At 63.2% G+C, this 26,141-nt stretch carries 28 protein-coding genes; 16 read left to right on the top strand and 12 right to left on the bottom strand.

Annotated elements, in window-relative coordinates:
* The first annotated feature begins 13 nt into the window (after positions 1 to 13).
* From AC1DYW_RS16740 to AC1DYW_RS16750, 3 genes are read left to right on the top strand one after another with little or no spacing between them, the layout of a single operon-like run.
* Positions 14 to 892 (top strand): ABC transporter permease, encoded by an 879-nt coding sequence (locus AC1DYW_RS16740; protein WP_477226959.1) that lies wholly within the window; start codon positions 14 to 16, stop codon positions 890 to 892.
* The gene (locus AC1DYW_RS16745) at positions 889 to 2,043 is read left to right on the top strand and encodes an ABC transporter permease (protein ID WP_477226960.1); all 1,155 of its coding nucleotides are present in this window, start codon (positions 889 to 891) and stop codon (positions 2,041 to 2,043) included. The genes AC1DYW_RS16740 and AC1DYW_RS16745 overlap by 4 nt, the downstream gene beginning before the upstream one ends.
* 40 nt (positions 2,044 to 2,083) lie before the next feature.
* A complete protein-coding gene (locus tag AC1DYW_RS16750; RefSeq protein ID WP_477226961.1) occupies positions 2,084 to 3,055 on the top strand; it encodes an ABC transporter substrate-binding protein in 972 nt (323 codons plus the stop codon).
* 42 nt (positions 3,056 to 3,097) lie between these two features.
* Here the strand turns inward: AC1DYW_RS16750 and AC1DYW_RS16755 are convergent, their stop codons facing one another.
* Complete coding sequence (locus AC1DYW_RS16755; protein WP_457152357.1) at positions 3,098 to 3,556, bottom strand: Lrp/AsnC family transcriptional regulator; 459 nt, start codon at positions 3,554 to 3,556, stop codon at positions 3,098 to 3,100.
* Between the two features lie 124 nt (positions 3,557 to 3,680).
* On the opposite strand from AC1DYW_RS16755, the gene AC1DYW_RS16760 reads away from it, so the two are divergent.
* Both AC1DYW_RS16760 and AC1DYW_RS16765 read left to right on the top strand, forming a co-directional pair.
* Positions 3,681 to 4,964, top strand: a complete 1,284-nt coding sequence (locus AC1DYW_RS16760; RefSeq protein ID WP_477226962.1) for a cystathionine gamma-synthase family protein — start codon at positions 3,681 to 3,683, stop codon at positions 4,962 to 4,964.
* A gap of 210 nt (positions 4,965 to 5,174) precedes the next feature.
* Complete coding sequence (locus AC1DYW_RS16765; protein ID WP_477226963.1) at positions 5,175 to 5,615, top strand: CHRD domain-containing protein; 441 nt, start codon at positions 5,175 to 5,177, stop codon at positions 5,613 to 5,615.
* A 116-nt stretch (positions 5,616 to 5,731) separates the two neighbouring features.
* Here the strand turns inward: AC1DYW_RS16765 and AC1DYW_RS16770 are convergent, their stop codons facing one another.
* The 3 genes from AC1DYW_RS16770 to AC1DYW_RS16780 form a co-directional block, all read right to left on the bottom strand.
* On the bottom strand, positions 5,732 to 7,381 hold the full coding sequence (locus AC1DYW_RS16770; protein ID WP_477226964.1) for a thiamine pyrophosphate-binding protein: 1,650 nt from the start codon (positions 7,379 to 7,381) through the stop codon (positions 5,732 to 5,734).
* On the bottom strand, positions 7,378 to 8,553 hold the full coding sequence (locus AC1DYW_RS16775) for a CaiB/BaiF CoA transferase family protein (protein WP_457151705.1): 1,176 nt from the start codon (positions 8,551 to 8,553) through the stop codon (positions 7,378 to 7,380). Before AC1DYW_RS16775 ends, AC1DYW_RS16770 begins: the two co-directional genes overlap by 4 nt.
* Positions 8,554 to 8,684: 131 nt before the next feature.
* Positions 8,685 to 9,614 carry an alpha/beta fold hydrolase gene (locus AC1DYW_RS16780; RefSeq protein ID WP_457151704.1) on the bottom strand — a complete coding sequence of 310 codons (930 nt, stop codon included), beginning with the start codon at positions 9,612 to 9,614 and terminating at the stop codon, positions 8,685 to 8,687.
* A gap of 188 nt (positions 9,615 to 9,802) precedes the next feature.
* On the opposite strand from AC1DYW_RS16780, the gene AC1DYW_RS16785 reads away from it, so the two are divergent.
* Together AC1DYW_RS16785 and AC1DYW_RS16790 are read left to right on the top strand one after the other, a co-directional pair.
* On the top strand, positions 9,803 to 10,810 hold the full coding sequence (locus AC1DYW_RS16785) for a ribonuclease T2 family protein (RefSeq protein ID WP_477226965.1): 1,008 nt from the start codon (positions 9,803 to 9,805) through the stop codon (positions 10,808 to 10,810).
* Positions 10,811 to 10,896: 86 nt separating this feature from the next.
* The gene (locus tag AC1DYW_RS16790) at positions 10,897 to 11,511 is read left to right on the top strand and encodes a hypothetical protein (protein WP_477226966.1); all 615 of its coding nucleotides are present in this window, start codon (positions 10,897 to 10,899) and stop codon (positions 11,509 to 11,511) included.
* 18 nt (positions 11,512 to 11,529) lie between these two features.
* Here AC1DYW_RS16790 and AC1DYW_RS16795 read toward each other — a convergent pair whose 3' ends face one another.
* The gene (locus AC1DYW_RS16795; protein WP_457151701.1) at positions 11,530 to 12,816 is read right to left on the bottom strand and encodes a GGDEF domain-containing protein; all 1,287 of its coding nucleotides are present in this window, start codon (positions 12,814 to 12,816) and stop codon (positions 11,530 to 11,532) included.
* Between the two features lie 272 nt (positions 12,817 to 13,088).
* Here AC1DYW_RS16795 and ettA point away from each other — a divergent pair, with 272 nt between their 5' ends.
* The 4 genes from ettA to AC1DYW_RS16815 all read left to right on the top strand — a co-directional run bounded on the left by ettA (position 13,089) and on the right by AC1DYW_RS16815 (position 17,218).
* Positions 13,089 to 14,738: an energy-dependent translational throttle protein EttA gene (gene ettA, locus AC1DYW_RS16800; RefSeq protein WP_457151700.1), complete on the top strand. Its 1,650-nt coding sequence runs from the start codon at positions 13,089 to 13,091 to the stop codon at positions 14,736 to 14,738.
* Between the two features lie 43 nt (positions 14,739 to 14,781).
* Positions 14,782 to 15,549: a trans-aconitate 2-methyltransferase gene (gene tam / locus AC1DYW_RS16805; protein ID WP_457151699.1), complete on the top strand. Its 768-nt coding sequence runs from the start codon at positions 14,782 to 14,784 to the stop codon at positions 15,547 to 15,549.
* 102 nt (positions 15,550 to 15,651) lie between these two features.
* A complete protein-coding gene (locus AC1DYW_RS16810; protein ID WP_457151698.1) occupies positions 15,652 to 15,987 on the top strand; it encodes a hypothetical protein in 336 nt (111 codons plus the stop codon).
* 109 nt (positions 15,988 to 16,096) lie between these two features.
* A complete protein-coding gene (locus AC1DYW_RS16815; protein WP_095086841.1) occupies positions 16,097 to 17,218 on the top strand; it encodes a beta-ketoacyl-ACP synthase III in 1,122 nt (373 codons plus the stop codon).
* Positions 17,219 to 17,385: 167 nt separating this feature from the next.
* On the opposite strand, the gene AC1DYW_RS16820 is transcribed toward AC1DYW_RS16815, so the two are convergent.
* From AC1DYW_RS16820 to AC1DYW_RS16830, 3 genes are all read right to left on the bottom strand, one after another.
* A complete protein-coding gene (locus AC1DYW_RS16820; protein WP_477226967.1) occupies positions 17,386 to 17,964 on the bottom strand; it encodes a methyltransferase family protein in 579 nt (192 codons plus the stop codon).
* Between the two features lie 110 nt (positions 17,965 to 18,074).
* A complete protein-coding gene (locus AC1DYW_RS16825) occupies positions 18,075 to 18,473 on the bottom strand; it encodes a VOC family protein (RefSeq protein WP_457151696.1) in 399 nt (132 codons plus the stop codon).
* A gap of 29 nt (positions 18,474 to 18,502) precedes the next feature.
* Entirely contained in the window at positions 18,503 to 18,925 is a 423-nt protein-coding gene (locus AC1DYW_RS16830; protein ID WP_457151695.1) for a tautomerase family protein, read from the bottom strand.
* 197 nt (positions 18,926 to 19,122) lie between these two features.
* On the opposite strand from AC1DYW_RS16830, the gene AC1DYW_RS16835 reads away from it, so the two are divergent.
* Entirely contained in the window at positions 19,123 to 19,722 is a 600-nt protein-coding gene (locus AC1DYW_RS16835) for a TetR/AcrR family transcriptional regulator (RefSeq protein WP_477226968.1), read from the top strand.
* Positions 19,697 to 20,314, top strand: coding sequence for an MOSC domain-containing protein (locus AC1DYW_RS16840; RefSeq protein WP_477226969.1), 618 nt, complete (start codon positions 19,697 to 19,699; stop codon positions 20,312 to 20,314). The genes AC1DYW_RS16835 and AC1DYW_RS16840 overlap by 26 nt, the downstream gene beginning before the upstream one ends.
* 83 nt (positions 20,315 to 20,397) lie before the next feature.
* Here AC1DYW_RS16840 and AC1DYW_RS16845 read toward each other — a convergent pair whose 3' ends face one another.
* Entirely contained in the window at positions 20,398 to 21,237 is an 840-nt protein-coding gene (locus AC1DYW_RS16845; RefSeq protein WP_095086855.1) for an SDR family oxidoreductase, read from the bottom strand.
* Between the two features lie 132 nt (positions 21,238 to 21,369).
* On the bottom strand, positions 21,370 to 22,332 hold the full coding sequence (locus tag AC1DYW_RS16850; RefSeq protein WP_477226970.1) for a D-amino acid aminotransferase: 963 nt from the start codon (positions 22,330 to 22,332) through the stop codon (positions 21,370 to 21,372).
* Positions 22,333 to 22,488: 156 nt separating this feature from the next.
* Here AC1DYW_RS16850 and AC1DYW_RS16855 point away from each other — a divergent pair, with 156 nt between their 5' ends.
* A complete protein-coding gene (locus AC1DYW_RS16855; protein WP_477226971.1) occupies positions 22,489 to 22,992 on the top strand; it encodes a hypothetical protein in 504 nt (167 codons plus the stop codon).
* 12 nt (positions 22,993 to 23,004) lie between these two features.
* On the opposite strand, the gene AC1DYW_RS16860 is transcribed toward AC1DYW_RS16855, so the two are convergent.
* Both AC1DYW_RS16860 and tsaA read right to left on the bottom strand, forming a co-directional pair.
* On the bottom strand, positions 23,005 to 23,322 hold the full coding sequence (locus AC1DYW_RS16860) for a DUF2293 domain-containing protein (protein WP_477226972.1): 318 nt from the start codon (positions 23,320 to 23,322) through the stop codon (positions 23,005 to 23,007).
* Positions 23,319 to 23,858: a tRNA (N6-threonylcarbamoyladenosine(37)-N6)-methyltransferase TrmO gene (gene tsaA, locus AC1DYW_RS16865; protein ID WP_477226973.1), complete on the bottom strand. Its 540-nt coding sequence runs from the start codon at positions 23,856 to 23,858 to the stop codon at positions 23,319 to 23,321. The genes AC1DYW_RS16860 and tsaA overlap by 4 nt, the downstream gene beginning before the upstream one ends.
* Before the next feature lie 180 nt (positions 23,859 to 24,038).
* Here tsaA and AC1DYW_RS16870 point away from each other — a divergent pair, with 180 nt between their 5' ends.
* Together AC1DYW_RS16870 and metF are read left to right on the top strand one after the other, a co-directional pair.
* Positions 24,039 to 25,046 (top strand): ArsR/SmtB family transcription factor, encoded by a 1,008-nt coding sequence (locus AC1DYW_RS16870; protein WP_095086868.1) that lies wholly within the window; start codon positions 24,039 to 24,041, stop codon positions 25,044 to 25,046.
* Positions 25,046 to 25,963 carry a methylenetetrahydrofolate reductase [NAD(P)H] gene (gene metF / locus AC1DYW_RS16875; protein WP_095086870.1) on the top strand — a complete coding sequence of 306 codons (918 nt, stop codon included), beginning with the start codon at positions 25,046 to 25,048 and terminating at the stop codon, positions 25,961 to 25,963. The genes AC1DYW_RS16870 and metF overlap by 1 nt, the downstream gene beginning before the upstream one ends.
* The last annotated feature ends 178 nt before the right edge of the window (positions 25,964 to 26,141 follow it).

A 26,141-nucleotide genomic window follows, 5' to 3' on the forward strand; every position in this document is an offset into this window, starting at 1 on the left:
GGCGGTGCGCTAGATGGACAGCTTCCGCGACAAGCTCGTTCCGGTGACCTCGATCCTCGCTGGCGTGGTCGTGCTCTGGTACGTTTTCGCCGTTATCCTCAACACGCCGTTCCAGCGCGATCTCGACCGGCGCGCCGGTGAAACCCCTGCCTTGAGCGAATTCATCGGCAAGACGCTGTCGCAGCCGAAGCCGACGCTGCCGGCGCCACATCAGGTGGCGGTCAATTTCTTCGAGAACACCTTTCTGCGCCCCGTCACGTCGAGCCGCAGCCTCGTCTACAATGCCTGGGTGACACTGTCGTCGACGCTGCTTGGCTTTGCTTTCGGCACGGGGCTCGGCATTGTCATCGCCGTCGGCATCGTGCATGTGGCGACGCTCGACCGCAGCTTGATGCCCTGGATCATCGCCTCGCAGACCATTCCCATCCTGGCGGTGGCGCCGATGATCATCGTCGTGCTGGCGGCGGTTGGCATCACCGGGCTCATCCCGAAGGCGATGATCTCGACCTATCTGTCGTTCTTCCCGGTGACCGTGGGCATGGTGAAGGGCCTGCGCTCGCCGGAGATCATGCATCTCGACCTGATGCACACCTACAATGCCAGCGCGTCGCAGACCTTCTGGAAGTTGCGCGTGCCGGCCTCGGTGCCGTTCCTGTTCACATCGATGAAGGTGGCCGTGGCGGCGAGCCTGGTCGGTGCCATCGTCGGCGAACTTCCGACCGGTGCGGTCGCCGGCATCGGTGCCAAGCTACTGGCTGGCGCCTATTACAGCCAGTCTATCGACATCTGGTCGGCGCTGGTCGCCGGTTCGGTGGTGGCCGCACTTCTGGTCATGGTGGTCGGCATTGCCGGGCGTATCGTCGACCGCGCCATGGGCGGGAGGCCGGCATGAACTGGCTGAAACCCTCGTGGCAAGCGGTGCTCGCCATCGCGCTTTGCCTGATCGCCGTGGCGCTCGGCGCGATGTCGAAGCCGGAAGCGGCAGCGCTTGCCGACCCGGCAGTCAGCTTCAACTACCCCTATCTCACAACGAAGGGCTTGATCTTCGGCCTGGCCGTGCTCGCGGCGCTGATCTCGATGACCAGGATTCCGCCCCTTGCAGAGGCGGTGGTGCTGTTTGCCGGCGCTCACCTCGTCGCATGGTTGCTGATATCGGGCATAACCGGTTTCGAAGGTACGGCTCTGGCGCCGTACTTCCTGCTGCTCACGGCTGCCTGGCTGCTCGGCTGGCGCTGCGTCGCCGTCCTGTCGGGGCTTCGCCCGATGGCGAACTGGGCCCGGAGCGCGCTGCGCCTGATCATCCCCGCCATTTTCGGCGCTTGGATCCTGATCATCTGGGAAGCCGTGACGCGGGGCGCCGGCATTCCCTTCATCCTTTTGCCGCCGCCAAGCGCCATCGGCGCGCGCATCGCCAGCTCGCTGCCGGTGCTCGGCGCCGATGTCCGGCAGACGATCTTCAAGGCGGTGATCTTCGGTTATGTCGTGGGCAGTGGTGCCGGCTTCATCACCGCGATCCTCGCCGATCGCGTACCGTTCCTGCGCCGCGGGCTCTTGCCGATCGGCAACATGGTCTCGGCGCTGCCGATCATCGGCGTCGCCCCGATCATGGTCATGTGGTTCGGCTTCGATTGGCAATCCAAGGCGGCCGTCGTCATCATCATGACCTTCTTCCCGATGCTGGTGAACACGGTGGCTGGGCTCGCCGCGTCCGGCCATATGGAGCGCGACCTGATGCGCACCTACGCGTCGGGCTACTGGCAGACGCTGCTGAAACTCCGGCTGCCGGCAGCAGCGCCCTTCATCTTCAATGCGCTGAAGATCAACTCGACGCTGGCGCTGATCGGCGCCATCGTCGCCGAGTTCTTCGGTACGCCTGTCGTCGGCATGGGCTTCCGCATCTCGACCGAGGTCGGGCGGATGAACATCGACATGGTCTGGGCCGAAATCGCAGTTGCAGCACTTGCGGGTTCGGTCTTTTATGGCGTGGTCGCTCTTGTCGAAAGAGCCGTCACGTTTTGGCATCCCTCTGTCCGTGGTGGATAGGGCGGTGGGTTTAAGGGTACTAACTTCAGAGGGTAAAAAGATGAAAAGACTGATTATTCCTGTCCTGGCCGGCGCAATGTCGCTAGGCGCTTTCCAGGCAATGGCCGCCGACAAGGTGACGTTGCAGCTGAAATGGGTCACGCAGGCCCAGTTTGCCGGCTACTATGTTGCCAAGGCCAAGGGTTTCTACGAGGCCGAAGGTCTCGACGTCGACATCAAGCCGGGCGGTCCCGACATTGCGCCCGAGCAGGTGATCGCCGGCGGTGGCGCCGACGTCATCGTCGACTGGATGGGCGGTGCGCTGGCCGCTCGTGAAAAGGGCGTGCCGCTGGTCAACATCGCCCAGCCGTTCAAGAAGGCCGGCATGGAACTGGTCTGCCCGAAGGACGGCCCGATCAAGACCGAAGCCGACTTCAAGGGCCACACGCTCGGCGTCTGGTTCTTCGGCAACGAATATCCGTTCTACGCCTGGATGAACAAGCTTGGCCTGAAGACCGAAGGCGGCCCGGATGGCGTCACCGTTCTGAAGCAGAGCTTTGACGTGCAGCCGCTGATCCAGAAGCAGGCCGACTGCATCTCGGTCATGACCTACAACGAATACTGGCAGCTGATCGACGCCGGCTACAAGCCGGAACAGCTGACCGTGTTCAACTATTCGGCGATGGGCAACGACCTGCTCGAGGACGGGCTCTATGCATCGGAAGACAAGCTCAAGGATCCGGCGTTCGAGGACAAGATGGTGCGTTTCGTGCGCGCCTCGATGAAGGGCTGGAAATACGCCGTCGACAACAATGACGAGGCGGCAGGCATCGTCATGGACGGTGGCGGCCAGGACGAGAACCACCAGAAGCGGATGATGAGCGAAATCGCCAAGCTGATCGACAATGCCGACGGCAAGCTCGATCCGGCGACCTACGAGCGCACCGCCAAGGCGCTGCTCGACCAGAAGATCATCACCAAGGAGCCGAAAGGCGCCTACACCACCGCCATCACCGACAAGGCGGTCAAGTAAGCCCAGCCGGCAATATCTTGATATTGACGAACGGCGCCTCTGTCAGAGGCGCCGTTCCTTTATGGTGTTCATGACGAAGCTGGTCTCGATCGAGGCGACGCATTTCAGCCGCGCGATCTTTTCCTTGATGAAGCGCTCGTACTGTTCGAGGCTGCCCGTCACCACCTTCAGCACATAGTCGCGCGAACCGGTGACGAGGTGGCATTCCAGCACCTCTTCCCAGCCGCGGATCGCGTCCTCGAACATGACGATCTCGTCCTCGTTCTGACGGCTGAGCCGGACGGTCGCGATGGCGACCATGCTCCAGCCGAAGGCGGCCGGATCGACCAGCGTAGTGTAGCCTCTGATGACGCCGGTCTCCTCCAGCCGCCGCACCCGCCTCAGACAGGGCGACGGCGACAGGCCTATCCGTTCGGCAAGCTCGTTGTTGGTGATGCGGGCGTCGGCCTGCAGTTCCTGGAGAATCCTGCGGTCGAAATCATCGGCTATCTTTTGCTGCACTTTCGGCCTCTCCCGGCAATTTGTTGCGAGGATGCAGCCATGTGCGCCCAAAAATAGCAAGGACTGCGCGATCGGGATCGCATAAATTGCCGTGCGACACTCCTCCAAGAAGCAGGAAAAAGCCATGCCCGCGCCACGCCCGTCGAAAACCCATATCGGCAACCACAAGCTCCATCCGGAGACGCTGATGCTGAGCTATGGCTTCGATCCGCAGCTTTCGGAGGGCGCGGTCAAGCCACCGGTGTTCCTGACCTCGACATTCGTGTTCAAGTCGGCGGAAGAGGGACGCGACTTCTTCGACTACACGTCCGGCCGCAAGGAGCCGCCGAGCGGCACGGCGTCCGGTCTGGTCTATTCGCGCTTCAACCATCCCAACAGTGAGATCGTCGAGGATCGGCTGGCGATCTATGAGGGGACGGATGCCTGCATCCTGTTTTCGTCAGGCATGTCGGCGATCGCGACGACACTTCTCGCCTATGCTCGTCCGGGCGACGTCATCCTGCATTCGCAGCCGCTCTATGGTGGTACCGAGACGCTTTTGACGCGCACGCTTTCCGGCTTCGGCATCGGCGCTGTCGGCTTCGCCGACGGCGTCGACGAGACGGCCGTGCGCGCGGCAGCCGACGCTGCAGTCGCGAAGGGCCGTGTCTCGGTCATCCTGATCGAGACGCCGTCAAATCCCACCAACAGCCTGGTCGACATCGCGCTGATGCGCAAGATCGCAGACGAAATCGGCGCGCGCCAAGGGTCGGCGCCGATCATCGTCTGCGACAACACGCTGCTTGGTCCGGTGTTCCAGAGGCCCATCGAACACGGCGCCGATGTATCCGTCTATTCGCTGACCAAATATGTCGGCGGCCATTCCGACCTGATCGCGGGCGCCGCCATGGGCAGCAAGGCGGTCACCAAGCCGATCAAGGCGCTGCGCGGCGCGATCGGCACGCAGCTCGACCCGCATTCCTGCTGGATGCTTGGCCGTTCGCTGGAGACGCTGTCGATCCGCATGGAGCGGGCGAACGACAATGCGCGCATGGTCGCTGAATTCCTGCGCGATCATGCCAAGGTCGAGAAGGTGCATTACCTGCCGTTCCTGCGCGAGGATACGCCGGCCGGCCGCGCCTATAAGGCACAGTGCAGCGGCGCCGGCTCGACCTTCTCCTTCGACATACGCGGCGGACAGAAGGCGGCTTTCGCCTTTCTCAACGGCCTGCAGATATTCAAACTGGCTGTAAGCCTCGGCGGAACGGAATCGCTGGCCAGCCACCCAGCAGCCATGACCCATTCGGGGATACCCTTCGACGTGCGCCAACGTATCGGCGTGCTGGAGACCACGGTCAGGCTGTCGATCGGTGTAGAGCATCCGGACGATTTGATCGCCGACCTGACGCAGGCGCTGGCAGCGGTCTGACCGTCTCCGAGGCGCGCCTAGGCAGCGAGGCGGAGGCGCCGTCGCAGCTTTGAGTTGGATAATCCCAGGAGGGGCGGGCAACCGCCTCTCTCTTTATCGGTCGTCATCACATATGCGTGCGCCGAGGATACTTTTGGCCGGTAGATCGTTGTGGTGATGTATCCATGCGCTGGGGGGCCGCAGGGTGTTTCATCCAACGGAGGTTCTAAAATGCGCATGCAGTCCATTTCGCCGATCGTTTCGGCACTTGCCGTCACTGTTTCTATCTTCCTTGTCTCGCCGGCCTTGGCCGACACGGAAAAGTTCACTGCGACGCTCGATGGCGGCCAGCAGAGCCCGCCCGTCACAACGAAGGGCAAAGGCACGGCCACTCTCACGTTCGATACGGCCAAGAAGAAGCTCAGCTGGAACGTCAAATATTCCGGTCTCAGCGGGCCGGCGACGGCCGCGCACATTCACGGCCCGGCGGCGATGGGTGAAAACGCCGGACCCGTCATCCCGTTCAAAAAGCTCAAGAGCCCGATCAAGGGATCGGAGACGTTGACCGATGCGCAGGCCGCTGACCTCGAGGCCGGCAAATACTACGTCAACGTCCACACCGCCGCCAACAAGGACGGTGAGATCCGCGGCCAGATCGAAAAGGCGAAGTAGGATAACGTCGCCCCGGGGGACTGGGGGACTGAATTACCTCGAAGTTAAGGAACAGCGTCCCCTCCGTCCGGTAGGATGGAGGGGACGCGACGCTGTTCGACCCATGCCGTTGGTGCTCAGGCCTTGTCGCGGATCTGGGTCATCGTCCGGGTCGGCGTGATCGCCTCGGGGTCGAGCCTGATCTCGACGATCGCCGGTTTGCCGCTGGCGCGGGCACGCTCGAAGGCGGAAGCGAAATCCGCGGTCTTCTCGACAGTCTCGCCATGGCCGCCATAGGCGCGGGCCAAGGCCGCAAAGTCGGGGTTCCTGAGATCCGTGGCAACGACGCGGCCGGGATATTCGCGCTCCTGATGCATGCGGATGGTGCCGTAGATGCCATTGTTGACGACGACGACGATGATCGGCAGGTCATACTGGACGGCGGTGGCGAATTCCTGCCCGTTCATCAGGAAGCAGCCGTCGCCGGCAAAGGCAACCACCATGCGATCCGGGAACAGCCCTTTGGCGGCGACCGCGGCAGGGGTGCCATAGCCCATCGAGCCTGACGTCGGGGCTGCCTGCGTGGCGAAGCGGCGCGAGCGGTGGAAGCGATGCACCCAGGTGGCGTAATTGCCGGCGCCGTTGGTGAGGATGGCGTCGTCGGGCAACACCTTTTCGAGGTAGTTCATGATCGGCCCCATCTGGACCGGGCCGGGACCGCTCTCCGGCGGCGTCGACCAGTCGAGATAGGCCGCATGCAGCTTTGGCGTCTCGGCTGCCCAGACGGGCGCGGCGGCCGGCCTGCGCTTGGCGAAGGCTTGAACGAAGGCCGAAGGCGAGGCGTTGATTGCCAGTGTCGGCCGGTAGACGCGGCCGAGTTCGCCGGCATCGGCATGGACATGGACCAGCGTCTGGTCGGGGTAGGGGCTTTTCAGCAGCGTGTAGTCGGACGACGGCATTTCGCCCATGCGGCCGCCGATCAGCAGCACGAGATCGGCCTGCTTGATCGCGGTGGCCAGCTTCGGATTGATGCCGATGCCGACATCGCCGGCATAGTTCGGATGCAGATGGTCGAACAGCATCTGGCGGCGGAAGGAACAGCCGACCGGCAGCGACCACGCTTCGGCGATCGTGCGCATCTGCGCCACGGCCTCGGCATCCCAGCGGGTGCCCCCGAGGATGACGAATGGCCGCTTGGCCCTGGCCAGCAATGCCTCCAGCGCGTCGAGTTCGGCTTCGCCAGGCCGGGTTTCGACCGATGTGTGCGGCAAGGCGATGGGGGCTTCGACGACACTGGTCAGCATGTCTTCGGGAAGCGAGATGACCACCGGGCCGGGGCGGCCCGATGTCGCCACCGCGAAGGCGCGGGTGACGAATTCCGGGATGCGCGAGGCATCGTCGATCTCGACCACCCATTTGGCGATGTCGCCGAAGAAACGCTTGTAGTCGACTTCCTGGAAGGCCTCGCGCTCCTTGGCGTGGCTGGCGACCTGGCCGATGAACAGGATGACGGGAACCGAGTCCTGCATGGCGATGTGGATGCCGGCGGACGCATTGGTAGCGCCGGGCCCGCGGGTGACGAAGCAGATGCCGGGCTTGCCGGTCAGGCGGCCGTGGCAATCGGCCATCATGGCGGCGCCGCCTTCCTGGCGGCAGACGATGGTGCGGATCGCTGAATCGTGCAGCGCGTCGAGCACCGCCAGGTACGATTCGCCAGGCACGCAATAGATGCGGTCGGTGCCGTTGGCTTCGAGTGCGTCGACGATCAGTTGTCCGCCAGTCTTCATTGTCCAGACTTCTCCAGTTCGGCAAGGATTTCTTGCGTGTGCTCGCCGAGGCGCGGCGAGGGACGCTCATAGACGAGCGGCGTGCCGGACATCACCATCGGTGCGCGCACCGATGGCAGAAGATTGCCCTGGCCGTCGTCAAGGTCGAGCCGCATGCCGCGCGCGATCGTCTGCGGGTCGGCAAACATCTGGCCGATCGTGTTGATCGGGCTCGCCGGCACGCTGGCCGCCTCCAGCTTTGCCAGCAGCGGGTCGCGATCAAAAATCTTCAGCGCCTCGATCATGTGCTCGCGCAGCTTGACCCGGTTGGTGACGCGGGCAGGGTTGGTGGCGAAGTCGGGATTTGCGGGCAAATCGTCGAGCCCGACGGCGGCACAGAATTTAACGAACTGGCCGTCATTGCCGACCGCCAGGATGATGTGACCATCCCTGACCGGGACCACCTCGTAAGGCGCGATGTTCATATGCGCATTGCCCATCTGCACCGGCGACTTGCCGGAAACGAGATAGTTGAGGTTCTGGTTGCCGAGCGCCGAGATTTGGGTGTCGAAGAGCGCCATGTCGATGTGCTGGCCGTCGCCAGTCTGTTCGGCATGGCGAAGCGCCGCCTGAATGGCGATGACCGAATAAAGGCCGGTGAAGATATCGGAGATGGCGACGCCGGCCTTTTGCGGCTCGCGGCCGACCTCGCCGGTGATCGACATCATGCCGGCCATGGCCTGGATGATGAAATCATAGCCGGCGCGCGGCGCGTAGGGACCATCCTGGCCGAAGCCGGTGATCGAGCAGTAGACGAGGCGAGGGTTGATCGTCTTCAGGCTGTCGTAATCGAGGCCATATTTCTTGAGGCCGCCGAGCTTGAAGTTCTCAATCAGCACGTCCGACGTCGCGACCAGCCGGCGCACCGTCTCGGCACCCTCGGGCGTCGAGAAGTCGATGGCGATGGAGCGCTTGCCGCGATTGCAGGAGTGGTAATAGGCGGCCGACAGGTTCTCGCCGTCCTTGCCCATGACGAAGGGCGGGCCCCATTTGCGGGTGTCGTCGCCGCCATCGGGGCTCTCGACCTTAATGACATCGGCGCCGAGATCGGCAAGCAATTGCCCGGCCCAAGGTCCGGCAAGGATGCGAGCGAGTTCGACGACGCGGACGCCTTTCAGTGGGGGTTTGGCCATAAATCACCGTGGTTGCTGCAATCACTTTGATTGCTGCGAAAGCAGAGGCTCTATCAAGCCCGGCGGTGGCTGTCACGGCCCTTGCAATGGGCCAAGGTGCCAGTTCGATGCGGATTCGCACCGCTTTGGCCTTATTTTAGCACTCCGTCGGCCCAGGCCGCGAAATCGTCCATGATGATGTCGCGGTTGACCTCGTTCAGGCTTTCGTGGCGGGTGTCGGCGTAAACCTTTGAAACCAGATTCGAAAACCCCATCATGCGCATGCGATTGGCAAGATGGGTGATCCCTTTGCCGTAGTCCGAGGCGGGATCCTTCTCGCCACCGACGACGCTGACTGGGAGATCGCGCCTGATGCCGGCAAAGCCGGCGTCCCTGCCACCATTCAGCGCCATGCCGACGACGTCGCGCCACATCGATACCGAGGCATCCCAGCCGCAGAGCGGATCGGCAATGTACTTCGCCACCTCAGCCTCGTCGCGCGACAGCCAGTCGAACAGCGTGCGGTGATTGGGCACGGCCTTGCCCCAGGCCCGGAAGGTGAGTTTCGGCAGCAGGCGCGATGGGACATCCGAGCCCAGCCGCATCCGTTCCCAGCCAAGAATGCCCAGGGCCAGCTGGCCGAGCAGGCCTTGCGAGAAGTTGCCGTTCCAGATCGCGGCCGCATGAACGCGTGGCGAGTGGTGCAACAGGAAGTTCAGCGCCACGGACGCACCCATCGAATGGCCAAAAAGGATGACCGGCAAGTTCGGCTGTTCGCGGGCGATGAGATCATGGACGGCGCCGACATCGGCGATCACCTTGGCTGAGCCATCCTGGTCGGCGAATTTGCCGAGTGGCGCATCGGGCGCCTTGGTGGCGCCATGGCCGCGATGGTCGTGGACATAGACGTGGTAGCCGCGCGGGCCAAGAAAATCGGCGAAGCGGCCATAGCGCGCGGCGTGCTCTGCCAGCCCGTGATTGATCTGCACGACGGCACGTGGCCTGCCATCGGCCTGCCTGACGAAGAGATTGAGGCTGGCGCCGGTCGGCGAGCGAACCACGCGCTGCTGGCTGAATGACATGCCGCTCGGTCTCCAGGCTCTGCCGCCATCGTGGCGCCGGCTTTGTTTGCGCCGGCACCGGTTTTGCGTCAATCCACCCTGCCTGACTTTCCGCGACGATGTTTCTTGCGTTTGGCCAGCAAAATATCGCAATTCTGACATGGAGACAGCTTCAGTCTGTCGCCCACTTTCTTCAGCCGGGGATTCCTATGCGCATTGGTGTTGTTTTCGGATTGGCCATGCTGGCGGCCTCGCTGGCCGGTGTGGCGCGTGCCGACGTCAAGATGAGGGGCACCTTCGTCGCCGATGCGGCCTGTCCGGCAACGCAAGCCATCAAGAATGGCAAGAATCCGGGCAACGTCTCGACCGATGCTGGACAGAGCTACCAGCTGCTTGCCGGCAACAAGGATGCGCCTACGCATTATCTCATCCTGGTGCCGGGCGCCGATCCGGAGCGCCGCTGGGTGAAGGTCAGCTGCGGCCATGTCTCCGGCAGCAGCGCCGCGACAGTGCCGGCAGCACCTGGTGGGCAAGGCAAGCCGGCGGCGTCGGGAAAGCCTGAATATGTCTTCGCGCTGAGCTGGCAGCCGGCCTTCTGCGAGACCAAGTCGAGCAAGACCGAATGCAAGGCGCAGAGCGCCGGCGATTTCGACGCTACGCATTTCACCTTGCACGGGCTGTGGCCGCAGCCGAACGGCAATTTCTATTGCCAGGCGACAGCGAGCGACAAGGCCAATGACAATCCGGCCCACTGGAAGGACCTGCCACCGGTCAATCTGGATGCCAGCACCCGCACGGAACTCGACCAGGTGATGCCGGGTACCGCCTCCCATCTCGAGCGGCATGAATGGATCAAGCACGGCACTTGCTACGGCAAGAGCCAGCAGGACTATTTCTCCGACGCGCTCAATTTGATGCGCGCGGTGAACAGCTCGCCGGTGCGCGATCTCTTTGCCAAGAACATCGGCGGCAAGCTGACGGCGGACCAGATCCGTGGCGCCTTCGATAGCGCCTTTGGCGCTGGGGCAGGGGACCGGGTGCGGGTCTCCTGCGTCATCGATCCTTCGAGCGGGAGGCGGCTGATCGGCGAACTGACGCTCGGCCTTGCCGGCCCGATCGGGCCCGACAGCTCGCTCAAGGACCTCTTGCTGGCTTCGGTGCCGACCAACAAGGCCGGGTGCCCGACCGGCACTGTTGACGCGATCGGGTTCCAGTAAGCACTGGCTGAACGCCGACGCCTGACTGTCGCCTTGCCTCGTCGTGGTGCTATGCTGCGCCGAGCATCATTCGGGCGGGGGTCTCAATGGTTGGCATGACGAGCAGCGCGCTGGCGCGGCTGGCCTTCTGGGCCAAGGGCATGGTCGCGATCAGCGACGGGCGCATGGAATGGCCGGGTTTTTCCTATACAGACTCCGAATGGGCGCGCATGCGGACGCTCTCCGAACCGATCGGCGCCGGCACCTACCAGCTGTTCACGATCGTCAATGCGGTGATCTTCATCACTATTGCTTCGCTCGGCATTTTCGGCGTCTTCCTGCCGCTGGCGACAGTGCTGTTTCCCGTTCCGGCCGAGACCAGCGCACTGAAGTTTTCGCTGCTGCTGGCGGCCTGCGCCTTCCTCATCATCGGGCTTGGCCTGCCGATCTCGATGCGCCTCTCGGCAGTGCTGGTGGCCAGCAACGCGGTGCGTGCGGCGCTTGTAGCCGCGCCCGGCGACGAGGCGCTGGCCTCAAAAGTGTCCTGGCAGATCAACCGCATCATGCTGATCATGTGCGGCCTGCTGGTGCCAGGCATCCTGCTGTTCATAGCCTATGACATCGAAGCCGGACCGATCATCACCGCACTGAAATGGCTGGCGATCGCACTGATGGCGGTCTCTACTTTGGCCGGCATTCGGTGGCAGAAAAAGTCGTCGTAAGCTTCACGGGACCGTGCTCTAGATCTGAGCGGATTTGGTCCATGCAACGGCGGCATCGGCCTCGTAGCCGTCCGGCTCGCCAACGACGCGATCGCGTCCGGTCGACTTGGCCTTGTAGAGACGCTGGTCGGCGAGCGCGAACAGATCGGCAAGGCAGCGCGTGGTTTCGCCGACGCTGGAGACGCCGGCGCTGACGGTCAGGTCGAAGCGGCTGGTGTTGGCGGAGGCCTTGACCGCATAGCGAATGCTCTCGCCGAACAGCCTGGCGACCGAGTGCGGACGCGAACTGAGGATGGCGAATTCCTCGCCGCCGATCCGGAACACCTGGTCTTCCGCACTTGCTGCCTCGCCAAGCAGGGCCGCAACGGCTTTCAGCACCTTGTCGCCTTCGGCATGGCCGAAACGGTCGTTGATCGACTTGAAATGGTCGACGTCGATGATCAGCAGGCTGAGCGGCTTCGCCGTTCGCAGGCTGACCTGAACGGCGGCTTCACCATCGCTGTCGAAGCGCCCCCTGTGCAGCAGGCCGGTCAGGCCGTCACGGCCGACATGTTCGACCAGCGCTTCGTAGCGCTCACGATAGGTCAGCGTGTCGAAGATGTCGGTCAGGCCGCGCGGTAGCGCGATCTGGCGTTCTTCGAACCATCTGAGATAGGCGACGAGCATGGTGCTGTAGGTCAGCGCGGCGACCATCTTGGCAAACCAGCCGCCGAAAAACACCGCGATCGGCGCGCCGGCGACGAAATGCAGCGCGGCGAAGAACCCCGCCTGGTCGAAGGTGAGCACGCAGGCGACCGAAATCAGGATGCGCGCGAACTGTGCCTTGCGCAGGTATCGCCCGAGCTTTTCATAAAGCAGGATGATCAGGATGGCGTCGACGAACAGCAGCGTCGTGCCCCACACCATCAGCCAGCCCATCTCGTCGATGAAACCGATGTCGGGGAGCCTGCCATCGGACAGCGGGGCGATGGCGTGCAGGCGCAACAGCAGCACCAGCCCGATCATCAGCGCATTGCCAAGCAGCAGACCATAGATCGGCTGACGGACGGTGGCGGCGTCCTCCTTCATGTAGAGCAGCAAAAGCATGACCAGCTTGCCGGAAAACAGCACCGCCGAGCCCGGCGAGACCATGCCGAACGGCAAGGCGACGTAAAAGACGCTGGCGAGGTAGGTCTCGAGGAAGTGCATGACGCCAAGCGCGCAGACGAAGACGCCGAGGCCGATGCGCTTCCTGAAGTGGAAAAGCGTCACCATGACGCTGAAGTAGACGACCGCTTCGGCAAGGAGCAGGAAACTGTTCAGCAATGCCGTCGATCCGATCTTTCTCCTGAATCGCGACAAGCCGGCGATTCCACTCGATCCTGTTTTGACCGCGAAGGGTTAACCGGAGCTTTCATCGCGCCCGGCGGCCGGCGGAAAACTTCAGGCCTGGCGGACACTTCCGCGTGTGACCGGCCAGAAGCGGCAAAAGCGATTGCCGTTCGCCGCCGCATCGCCTACATAGCGGCCAACCTCCATTCAATTTGACAAATCCAGTCAGTTTCTCTGGGCCAGTCAGTTTTTCAGGGAAAGCGCGCGTGGCACGCCAGTTCATCTATCACATGGCCGGCCTCAACAAGGCCTATGGCACCAAGAAGGTGCTCGAGAACATCCATCTGTCCTTCTATCCAGATGCCAAGATCGGCATTCTCGGCCCCAACGGCGCCGGCAAGTCGACGATCCTCAAGATCATGGCCGGGCTCGACAAGGAGTGGAACGGCGAGGCGTGGCTCGCCGAAGGCGCCACCGTCGGCTATTTGGCGCAGGAGCCGGCGCTCGATGCGAAGAAGACCGTGTTCGAGAACATCATGGAAGGCGTCGCAGCCAAGACCGCCATCATCGAACGCTACAATGAACTGATGATGAACTATTCCGACGAGACGGCCGATGAGTCGGCCAAGCTCCAGGACGAGATGGACCGGCTGAACCTGTGGGACCTCGAACAGCAGGTCGAGATGGCGATGGAAGCGCTGGGCTGCCCGCCCAAGGACGCCGACGTCACCAAGCTGTCGGGGGGCGAGCGCCGCCGTGTCGCGCTCTGTCAGCTCTTGCTGCGCCAGCCCGACCTGCTGCTGCTCGACGAGCCGACCAACCATCTCGACGCCGAGACCACGGCGTGGCTGGAAAAGCATCTGCGCGCTTACCCGGGCGCGGTGATGATCATTACCCACGATCGCTACTTCCTCGACAATGTCACCGGCTGGATCCTGGAACTCGACCGTGGCCGCGGCATTCCCTATGAGGGCAACTACACCAAGTATCTCGAAGCCAAGGCCAAGCGGCTCAAGCAGGAAGGCCGCGAGGACGACGCCCGCCAGCGCGCCATCGGCCGCGAGCGCGAGTGGATCCAGTCGAGCCCCAAGGCCCGCCAGACCAAGTCCAAGGCGCGTATCCAGGCCTTCCAGGATCTCCTGGATGCAGCCGACAAGCGGCGGCCGACGGACACGCAGATCGTCATCCCGCATGGCGAGCGGCTCGGCAACGTGGTGATCGAGGTCGACAGCCTGTCGAAAGGTTTTGGCGACACGCTGCTGATCGACGGCCTGGAATTCAAGCTGCCGCCCGGCGGCATCGTCGGCGTCATCGGTCCGAACGGCGCCGGCAAGACGACGCTGTTCCGCATGATCACCGGCCAGGAAAAGCCGGATGCCGGCACAGTCCGCGTCGGCGAGACGGTCAAGCTCGGCTATGTCGACCAAAGCCGCGATGCACTCGATCCGTCAAAGACGGTTTGGGAAGAGATTTCCGGCGGCGCCGAAGTGGTCAAGCTCGGCAAGTTCGAAGCCAACACGCGCGCCTATTGCGCGTCGTTCAACTTCCGTGGCGGCGACCAGCAGCAGAAGGTCGGCAACCTCTCCGGCGGCCAGCGCAACCGCGTGCACCTGGCAAAGATGCTGAAGACCGGCGGCAACGTGCTGCTGCTCGACGAACCGACCAACGACCTCGATACGGAAACGCTGGCGGCACTCGAAGACGCGCTGGAAAATTTTGGTGGCTGCGCGGTCATCATCTCGCACGATCGTATGTTCCTCGACCGCTTGGCGACGCACATCCTCGCCTTCGAGGGCGACAGCCACGTCGAATGGTTCGAGGGCAATTTCGAGGATTACGAGCAGGACAAGATCCGCCGCCTCGGGCCGGATGCCGTCAACCCGCACCGCATGACCTACAAGAGGCTGACGCGATAAGGTTTTTTGGGCGGCGAATTCTCAAGCGACATGAGGAGCTCACATGGCTGATTGGTCCGCCGCCCAATATCTGAAATTCGAGGACGAGCGCACGCGACCCGCGCGTGATCTCGCGGCGCAGGTACCGGTGGATTTCCCGCGCCGGGTCGTCGACATCGGATGCGGTCCTGGCAACTCGACCGAGTTGCTTGTCGAGCGCTGGCCGGATGCGCAGGTGAGCGGCTTCGACACGTCGCCCGACATGATCGAGAAGGCGAGGGCGCGCCTGCCTGACGTCACCTTTGACCTGGCAGATGCCTCCAACTGGCAGCCGGGGGTGCCGGTCGATGTGATCTTCGCCAATGCGGTCTTCCAGTGGCTGCCGCAACATCCGGCGGTCTTCCAGCGGCTGATGGGTTTTTTGGCCCCGGGCGGCGCGCTGGCCATTCAGATGCCCGACAATATGGGCGAGGACTCGCACCGCTTGATGCGGGAGACCGCGGCCGAAATGCCGTTTGCCGACAAGATCAAGGGTGCGGCGCGCGCTCCGCTGCCGTCGGTTTCGTTCTATTATGATCTGTTGTCGCCGCTCAGCGATCGGCTGGACATCTGGCACAGCATCTACAACCATCCGCTTGCCGACGCAGAGGCGATCGTCGAATGGGTGAAATCGACCGGGTTGAAACCGTTCCTCGATCCGCTCGAGGCGGACGAGCGCAAAATGTTCCTCGACAGCTACACGGCCAAGATCGCCAGGGCCTATCCGAAGACGGCTAACGGCAAGGTGCTTTTGCGTTTTCCACGCATCTTCATCGTCGCCAAACGGGCTTGATTATCCACGTTGCGACGAGCCAATTGCGGCCGCTTGACCCGGTTTCTTCACCGTGCGCATTTCATCGCGTTGGGTCACGATGGCCCGTGGCAGGGGTGGGTGATGACACTGAAAAAGATGCTTTTCGGCGGCGGCGTGTGCGCGGCAGTGCTTCTGGCGTTCTCGATCTCGGCGGAGGCCAAGCGGGCGCGTTGCTATACCAGCGATGACGGCTATTTCTCATGCAGATACAGGGCGATCGACGACGCGGGCAGCTTCCGCATCTCGGCGCCGGGCTACCCGACCTATGTCCTGGAGATCGACGGGCCGGGCTTTGCCTATGGCTATGTCAATCTCGGCCGCCGCAATGTGCCGCTGCCGGGACAGTTCGTGCGCAGTCGCGACGACGGCGCCTGCTGGAACAACCCGCAGACCAACACCAAGCTGTGCGCCTGGTGAAGTTAGATTTAAGCCGGCGTAAACCGCCTCGGTGAGAAAAGTGTTGCGCCCGAGCGTTTCGGCGCCCACATGAAGCCCGCAACGCCTGCGGATGGGACGGACTGGACACATGCATCGCGTCATCATCAGCGGCATTGGCGTTGAAATCCCCGAACCCAAGATCACCAATGAAGAACTGGTCGCCAGCTTCAATGCCTGGGTCGACATGGAGAACGCGCGCCGCCAGGGCACCGACGAGGCGCCGCTGGCGAAATCGGACAGCGACTTCATCGTCCACGCCTCGGGCGTACGCACACGCCACGTGATCGAGCGCGAAGGCATTCTCGACCCGACCCGCATGGCGCCGCGCATTCCGGCACGGGCCGATGACGCGCTGTCGCTTCAGGCCGAGTTCGGCATTGCCTCGGCGCGAAAGGCTCTCGACCATGCCGGGCTGAAGCCGTCCGATATCGACCTGGTGATCTGCTCGGCCTCGCATCACCAGCGGCCCTATCCGGCGATCGCCATCGAAATGCAGGCGGCGCTTGGCACCAAGGGCGCCGGATTCGACATGGGGCTTGGTTGCTCTTCGGCTGCTGCTGCCTTGCACATCGCCGTCAACCTGGTGCGGTCTGGTGCGCACAAGCGCATTCTGGTGACGACGCCCGAGATCATCACCGGCCATCTCAATTTTCGCGACCGGCAGACGCATTTCATCTTCGGTGACGCCTCGGTGTCGATGGTGGTCGAAGGGCTGGCGCAGGGCGAAAAGCGGCCGGGCCGCTTCGAGGTGCTGGAAACGCGTACCTGGACGCAGATGTCGAACAACATCCGCACCAATCTGGGCTATCACACGCGCACCGCTCAGGATGACCCCTACATGATCAATCTGGAGGGAAACCTGATCAAGCAGGTCGGCAACAAGGTGTTCAAGGAAGTCACCGTCGCCGGGCACAAGTTCATCGTCGAATTCCTCGCCGAGCATGGGCTGACGCCGCAGGCAGTCCGGCGCTTCTGGCTGCATCAGGCCAATGCGCGCATGAACGCCATGATCCTGAAACTGTCGTTCGGCCATGAGGTCGACCACGATCGCGCGCCGATGGTGCTGGAGCGGCTGGGCAACACGGCGGGCGCCGGCGCCATCGTGGCGCTGTCGGAGAACCATGCCGACATGAAGCCCGGCGATTTCGGCCTGATCTGCGCGTTTGGCGCGGGGTATTCAATAGGTGGTGCGCTTCTCAGAATGCTCTAGACTCGGGCATTCGATATTCACCCGGCCTGCGCATTCGGTGCTCCCGCACCCCAAAGCGCGCCCCGTTGCGGTTCCCGGAATCCACCATTCCAGTCGCTGCGCGCCGATGGCGCTGTCGAACACTTCCAGCAAAGCAGTGCGGCAAGAAAATCAGGCTGAAACGGCGCTTACCTGCCGTATCGGGCTGGCGCGAACGGCACCAGCATCGGCACCTGCCTGGCATAGTTGTCATAGGCGCTGCCCAGTTCGCCGCGCATGAAGTGTTCCTCGAGTTTTGCCTTCGTCACGATGCCGATGATGAGCAAAGCGGTTCCGACAATGCCCCAAACCGTACCTTTTGCCGCCATTGTGGCCAGGATCGCCACCAGCAGTCCGGTGTAGATCGGATGCCGGACCAGCCTATAGGGGCCGGTGTCGACGACGTGGTGCCCGGCCTTGGCGGTAATGGTGCCTGACCATAGCCTGCCGAGATGCAGGCGCGCCCACCAGGCAAAGGCGATGCCGATGGCGATCAGAACGACACAGATCCATGCCTCGGCGATGGTAGGCATCCACAACCTGAGGCGGCCTTCATAGCCATGCGCTGGAATGAACAGCAACGCCGCGCCGACCAGCCAGAGAACCCGATAGCGAACCTCCACCCTGAACCCGGCGCGTTTCTGGGCAGGGTCGGCCCAGAGCGCGGCGGCGGCCCAGGTGACCACCCAGATCAGCCAAAGCAGCGCGATTGCTGTCCCGGGACGCATGAGAACCTCCGCAGACTTGGTCTGGCGTCACCATGAAGCCGGCGCGGCGCGGCAGCAATGCGGCGTTGCGTGGACTGGTTCCACTTTCAGGTCGTGATCCGCGCCGGACCTCATTCATTGGGACAGCTGAACATCCATTGCACGCCAAAGGCGTCGACCAGCATGCCGAAGCTGGTTCCCCAATATTGCCGCGCCAGGGGGACGGTGATCCGGCCGCCCGCGGCCATGCGGGCGAAAAGCTCCCGCATCGCCGACAGGCTGTCGAATTCCAAGCAAAGGGCGGAGCCTTTCATCGGCTCGGCATCGTCATTGTCCGAGGCATGAAACAGCACGCCCGGACCTTCGAATCGCGCATGCAACACCTTTCCGCGCATAGCTTCGGTCCGCACCGGCATGGTGTTGTCGCCCCAGCGCAGCAGGATCGTCGCCCGGCCAAGACCGCACTGTTCGTAGAAGGCCAGTGCCGGCTCGCAATTGGTGGTGAAGAACAGCGAAGGGGAGAGCCGCATCGGTTCGCTCCTGTTCGTCGCGGCCGAAATCACTGCGCGGCGGCGGTTGCGGCAGCGACAAGTGCTTCGCCTGAATATTGCCGGCTGCCGATACCCCAACCGCCGTCGGGCGCATTGACGATGTTGATCCAGGTGTTTTCAGGCCGGTGGCCGGGCACGCAGAGCGCGGCGACAATCCCGGCGGCCTCGGTGATGAAGGCATTTCGGGCTTCGATCGAACCGAGGCCGATGTTCGGCAACTTCAGCTCGACCATGACGACCGGCCGATTGGCGCCACCGGCATAAATGCGATGCAGGGGCAGGATATTGACTGTGCCTCCGACGATCGCGGTGAAGAACGAATTGCCTGTGGCGCCGGAGGCTTCGATGAGGGCGGCGCTGAGGCGCGGCAGGATCTCGCGCTCTCCCGCCGGGGTCAGTACGCCTTCGGGCGCGGTCACGGTGATTGGCATTTGGCTCTCCTTTTTCGCTGGTTTCCATGGTCTTGCCGGGGGACATTTCTTCCGGCTTGCCATGTTTCGTATCAATTGTTACGTTATGCAGACAAGGCGAGTCAAAAGGTTTCGTATCGATCACTATGGATAATTTGGAAAAGCATCGGGGTGGCCGGCCACGCGCCTTCGACCTTGATCGGGCGCTGGATGCGGCGATGCATCTGTTTTGGGAGCATGGCTATGAGGCGACGTCGCTGGCCATGCTGCGCGAGGCGATGGGGCTGACGCCGCCGCAGATCTACAACGCCTTCACCGACAAGGAGACTTTGTTCCGCAAGGCGCTGAAGCGCTACCACCAGACCGAGATCGGCTTTGCGCTGGAGGCGCTGAGCGCGCCGGTGCCGACGGGGGAGGCGATCCGGCGGTTGCTGCTCGGCGCGGCGGAGGCCTATTCCAGACCCGGCAAGCCGGGTGGCTGTCTGTTCGTCAGCGGTGCGCTCGCCGCCTCGCCGCAGGCGCAAGCTATTGCGGATGAACTCAAGGCTTATCGCAAGGCAAGTGAAGCGGCGATCGCCGAGCGGCTGGCCAAGGGCCGGGCAATCGGTGACCTGCCGGAAGGCCTCGCCGTCGAGGGCTTCGCCAAATACCTGTCCGGCGTCATGAACGGCATGTCGATCCAGGCGCGCGACGGCGCTTCGGTCGAAGAGTTGCGCACTTTGGCCCAAACCGCTCTTGCGGCGTTCGCAATCGAAGGGCAAAAACAGGCGCATCATCCAAGGAATGAAGCCGATGCTGGATCTCTTCCCCGAGGCTGAAAAGCCTGTCGAAATCGTCCCGGCGCGTAAGCTGGTCGCCAAGGTGGCGGCGCTTTATCTGGCGCCGTCTGATCATTTCGAGACGCGCCCGGTCGATGCGTTGCGGCAGGGCTTCGATGGCATATCAGGTGATTTCCACGCCGGCGCGACGCGGCGCTCCGGCGGGCGCGAGCCCTGGTATCCGCGCGGCACCGAAATGCGCAACGAGCGGCAATTGTCCGTCGTGGCGGCGGACGAGCTGGCCATCGTTGCCGACCGGATGGGCTTGGCCGAGATCAAGCCGGAGTGGATCGGCGCCAATCTTTTGATCGAAGGTGTGCCGCATCTGTCTATGCTGCCGGCCGGCACGCTGCTGTTCTTCAAGGACGGCGTCACCATCAAGGTCGACGCGCAGAACGGACCTTGCCGTATCGCCGGCCGATCGATCGCCCAACATGCCGGGATGGCCGACATCGAGGCCGGCGCGCTGCTGTTCCCGAAATCGGCGAAGCGGCTGCGCGGCCTCGTCGCCTGGGTCGAGAAGCCGGGAACGATCAATGCCGGCGAGGAGATATCGGTGCGGGTGCCCGAGCAGTGGATCTATCTGAGCTAGACTCTCGCCCGTATTGAAAGGCCGCATAGGGTAGGGGCCACGCCGCCGAGGCGGCGTAGCGTAGCGATATCTCCGAACTGGCCTCAGGCTTTGCGGTTCTTCTTCGCGCCCTGCGCCATGATGGAAACGTCGTCCCACTTTTCCCAGGTGGCGATGCGGTTGGCGTATTCCTGCTTGATCATCGGCAGGCCGCCATCGCCGAAGAACACGCGCAGTGGCGGTTCGGCGGCATCGACAATGGCCAGCATCGCCGGTCCGGTGGCCTCGGGATCGCCGGCGACCGAATTGGCGCGGCGCTCGGCCATCTTGGCGCGGGCGGGCGCATAGGCCTCGATCGGCTTGGAGACCTTGGCCGACGGTCCGGCCCAGTCGGTGGAGAAGCCGCCCGGTTCGACCAGCGTCACGTGGATGCCGAATTCCGCGACCTCGATGCCGAGCGACTGGCTGAAGGCCTCCAGCGCCCATTTCGAGGCATGATAGAGGCCGAGCGAGGCAAAGGCATTGACGCCCCCGATCGACGAGATCTGGATGATGTGGCCGGAACGCTGCGCCCGCATGATAGGCAGTGCGGCCTGGGTGACCCACAGGGCGCCGAAGACATTGGTTTCGATCTGGTCGCGGGCTTCCTGTTCGCTGACTTCCTCGATGGCGCCGAAATGGCCATAGCCGGCATTGTTGATGACGATATCGAGCCGGCCAAAGCGCTTGTGCGCCTCGGCTATCGCGGCGTCGACGGCTTTCTTGTCGGTGACGTCAAGCTTTATCGCGGCGATATTGTCGCCGTACTTCTCGACGAGATCGGCGAGCGTGCCGGCATCGCGGGCGGTCGCCGCGACGCGATCGCCACGGGCGAGTGCGGCCTCGGCCCAGACGCGGCCAAAGCCCTTCGACGATCCGGTGATGAACCAAACCTTGTTTGTCATGATGTGGAGTCCTTGCCCCTGCGGGCGTGATTTCGGGTGAAAGCGGAGGCTTCTCCGCTTTTGGGCATATACGGACAATCCGGCGCTTTTCCAGAGGCGAAGGAAATCTTTTTGAACAGACCGCCTTGTTGATCAGGGGTATTGCACCGGGCTCGACCATGCCGGGTCGTCGTGCTTTTGCCAATAGAGCGTCATCAGGCGGTTGGTGATCGGGCCGACGTTGCCGTTCGCGATCCGGTCGCCGTTGATCTCCGTCACCGGCATGATACCCCCGGCGGTCGAGGTGATGAAGACCTCGTCAGCTTCGCGCAAAGCGGCGACACTGACATCGGTGGCGACGGCGTCGAGACCTTGTTCGGCGCAGAGATCGAAGACGGTGCGCCGGGTGATGCCGGGCAGCACGCCAATGGCCGGCGTCGACAGTTTGCCGTTCTTGACGCAGAAGACGTTGAAGCCCGGGCCCTCGGCGACATTGCCGTTAAAATCGAGAATCAGCGCGGTCTCGGCGCCGCGGTCATAGGCATCATAGAGGCCGCGCACCAGATCGAGCCAGTGGTAGTTCTTGATCGTCGGATCGATCGAGCCCGGCGGGATACGTACCTTGTCGCTGATGGCGAGACGCAGGCCGCGTTGCAACTGCTCGGCATTGGCGACAGAGCCGAACGGCACCGCGAACGCCATGAAGCGGTTGACCGCCTGGCGCGGGTCGCGGCTGAAGGTCGGCGAGGCGCCGCGCGTGCACAGCATTTCGACATAGGCGCTGCGATGTCCCGACAACGCCACGCAATTGTGCAGGATTTCGGTCACGCGTTCACGGTCGAAGGGGATCGTCATGCGCAGCTTTCCCAGCCCGCTGAAGAAACGGTCGAGATGCAGGTCGAGGCGGAAGAAGCGGCCGTTCCAGACATGCACGGTGTCGTAGGTAGCGTCGGAATGCAGAAAACCCCAGTCCAACACCGAGACCTTGGCTTGCGACATCGGCAGGTACTGGCCGTCGAGGAAGGCGATGCCGTCGGGATAGGAATGCGGGTCTACGTGGCGGTCGCTGACCGTCGGCAGTGGCTTCTCATCCGGTCTTGCGATCGTCTGGCTCATCGGGGCGTCCTCTCGCGCAAGGCGGGATCGGCAGGCTATCGGCGCCACGCGGAAGGCATAGAGCCAGCCGACAGGCGCTGTTCGTCCTCGATGGCGATCCGGCCGATACATTGGACTGGAATTGCCCTATGTTGCGGGCTGTGACCGGGAGGGGACATGGGCAGGTTCGGGACCGTCATCGCAGCCATGATGATTTTCGCCGCCACGGGCCAAGCCAGTGCCCAATGCGCACGCGAAGGCGAGGAACTCTGCCAGAGCGGCCAGATCTATCGCTGCGAGAAAACCGGCAGCGAATTGACGCCGATCTTCCAGAACGTGCCTTGCGCGGTGAATGCGCCGACGCTGAGCGGCATCTGGGTCGGCAGCGGTCACCAGAGCCCGGCCGGGGCCACCGGCGCCGACTGGTCGATCGCCATGACGATCAACGATGGCGGTGCATCGATCGACTATCCGTCACTTGGCTGCGGCGGATCCCTGTCCCAGACGTCCAGGGACGAGACATCAGCGGAATACCATGAGAGCATCACCTACGGTCGGGACAAGTGCATCGACGGCGGCAACATCACCGTCAGGTTTTTCAAGGGAAATCTGTCCTGGACATGGACCGGCCAGGCGGACGGCCAGCCGTACAATGCGGTCGCCGTGCTGACGCGGCAATAACAGGCCTCTGCCTCATTCCTCCTCGTCGTCGGCGTCAAGCAGCCGTGTCGCGCGCCAGCGGGTAAGCATCATGTTGGTTTGCTCGATGACGAAGAAACGCGCCGAGTCGCGGCCATAGCCTTCGCCCAGCAGTTTTTCGTAGTCGGTGTGCACGTGGCGGATGTGGGCAATGGTCGCCAACCACACGGCGATGGTCGGCGGCAACGTCTTCATGTGAACCGAACCGGCATCCGCACGGATCTTCTCCATGTCGGCATAGGGCGCCAGCGGCAGCAGTGCTGTCAGCGCCTTGGCGATGGCGCGGCGACGGCCGGTCGGCGCTGCTTTCATCGCCGAATCCGATTGGGCTCGTCGCGCCCTTCAATGGTCGCCTCGGCGAAGGCATCGGTCGAGGCGAAGTAGGGTTTTATGTCGATGACCGGCGTGCCATCGAGCACGTCGATGGCGTCGAGATCGAGGCGGCCGGTGCCGATGTCGAGCCCGACGAGTTTTGCCACATGCAGGCCGACCGGGTTCGGTCGGGCAGGGGAGCGCAGGCCGAATACGCCTTTTGCTTCAGCCGCATGGCGAGGTTTCTGCACAATCAGAGTCCGCGGCGCATGATGCATCCAGGACAGGATGATGATGTGGCTGGCGCGCTCCAGCCCCTGCAGGCCGCTGCGATAGGGCGCGTCGATGGTCACCACGGCCGGCTGCCCGGTCTGGCGCGCGGCGCGCATGTTCTTGGGGCAGGTCTCCCGTGTCGTCCATGGCGAGGTGATGCGGCCGATGAAGACGATGCCGCCGTCGGCCGGCATCAGTGCCGGATCGTTTTCCAGCTTCTGCTCGCCGTCGCGCGCCTCGAACATCTCACGTGGTCCGGTCATTGCGCCCTCGCATCTTTGGACGTGCATGTCGTTGCCCCAAAACCGCTACACACTTTTGGGCGACATGCACCAAGGGATCACGCAAGCGGCATTTTCTTGTCCGGAAGCGACATAGTGCTTGCAAGGATGCGAAAATCGACATAAACATATGTTTATATCTTTTTCAAAGAGAATACTCTGATGCATGTCTCGCTCGACACCATGGTGGACACATTGAAGGCGGCGGCCGAATCCAGCCGCCTGCGCATACTGGCACTGTTGTCGCGCGGCGACCTCACCGTTTCCGATCTTACCGAAATTCTCGGTCAATCGCAGCCGCGCGTTTCGCGGCACCTCAAGCTGCTGCTGGAGGCCGGGCTAATCGGCCGCTACCAGGAAGGGTCGTGGGCCTTCTTTCGCCTGTCTGATGCGGATTCCGCGCGCGGCTTCGTCATGGGGCTGGTTTCCAGCATTCGCGGCGCCGACCCGCAGGTCGAGCGCGATCTCGAGCGGCTGGGCTCGGTCAAACGCAAGCGGCAGGACCGGGCAGCCGAGTATTTTTCGGTGAATGCGGCAAGCTGGGACCATATCCGATCGCTACATGTGCCGGACCGCGCCGTCGAAGCCGCGATGCTGAAGCTGGTCGGCAAGCGGCCGTTCCAGTCGATGCTGGACCTCGGCACCGGCACCGGGCGCCTGCTCGAAATCTTTTCGCCGCTATACCGGCGCGGCGTCGGCATCGACATGTCGCGCGAGATGCTGACCGTGGCGCGTGCCAATCTCGACAAGGCAGGCGTTTCGAATGCTCAGGTGCGGCAGGGTGACATCTTCGCGCCGCCGGTCGAGCGCGATGCCTTCGATCTCGTCACCATCCACCAGGTGCTGCACTATCTCGACGATCCCGCGCGCGCCATCCACGAGGCGGCGCGGCTTTTGCGGCCCGCCGGGCGGCTGGTCATCGTCGACTTCGCGCCGCACACGCTGGAATTCCTGCGCGACGAACACGCGCATATGCGGCTCGGCTTTTCCGACCGGCAGATCGCCGACTGGTTTGCGGAAGCCGGGCTCGATCTCGAAGACAGCCAGGAGTTCGAGCCACGCGGCGGCAACGAAGCCAGGCTCACTGTAAAACTCTGGCTTGGCCGCGACCGGCGCCTGCTGATCGCCGATCCTTCCAACGACACAAGGCAGATAAGGGAAATTGCCTGATGAACCAGTTCCGCTTTTCCCGCCGCCCCGACATTGGCGACAAGGTCAGGGTTTCCTTCGAGTTCTTCCCGCCCAAGACCGACGAGATGGAGGCGAGGCTGTGGGACACGGTCACCCGGCTGGAGCCGCTGAAGCCGAAATTCGTCTCGGTTACCTATGGCGCCGGCGGCTCGACGCGTGAGCGCACCGCCCGCACGGTAAAGCGCATCCTGACGGAAACCGGTATTCCGGCCGCGGCGCATCTGACCTGCGTCGGTGCAACGCGCGACGAGGTCGACGCGGTCATCCAGGACTACAAGTCGATCGGCATCAACCGGTTCGTGGCGCTGCGCGGCGATCCGGCCTCGGGTGTCGGCGAACCCTATCGCCCGCATCCCGGAGGCTACGAGAATGGTGCGGAACTGGTCGCCGGACTCAAGAAGATCGCGGATTTCGACATCTCGGTCGCGGCCTATCCGGAAAAGCATCCGCAAAGCCCCGATTTCGCCACCGACATCGAGATGCTGAAACGCAAGGTCGACAATGGTGCGACGCGCGCCATCACCCAGTTCTTCTTCGACAATGATCTCTACGAGCGCTATGTCGAGCGCGTCCGCCGCGCCGGCATCTACATCCCCATCGTGCCGGGCATCCAGCCGGTTCACAGTTTCAAGCAGGTCGCAAACTTTTCCGCGAGGGCGGGCGCGCATGTGCCCGGCTGGCTTGCGGAGCGGTTCGAGGGCCTTGACAGGGACCCGCAGACGCACGCGCTGGTGGCGTCGGCGGTGGCGGCCGAACAGGTCATGGACCTGGTCGAGCGCGGGGTCGGGGATTTCCATTTCTACACGATGAACCGAGCCGATCTGGTATTTGCCATCTGCCACATGATCGGCATCCGCTCACACGAAGCCGAGGCGACGGGTTCGGCTGCGGCTTAGAGCGTTTCCTGTTCTGAGCTTCCGAAGTGCAAAAAGGCCGGGTAAAGACCCGGCCTTTTTCGATGGTTTTGACTATGTGGTGCTGGTCTTCCCCGTCTTGGCGGGTCAGGGAAGAAAGCCCATAATGAGGGCTCCGATGAAGGCGAACGCAGCACAGATCATCAATGCGTTGATAGGC

It is taken from the genome of Mesorhizobium sp. P2_D5 (assembly GCF_056404355.1).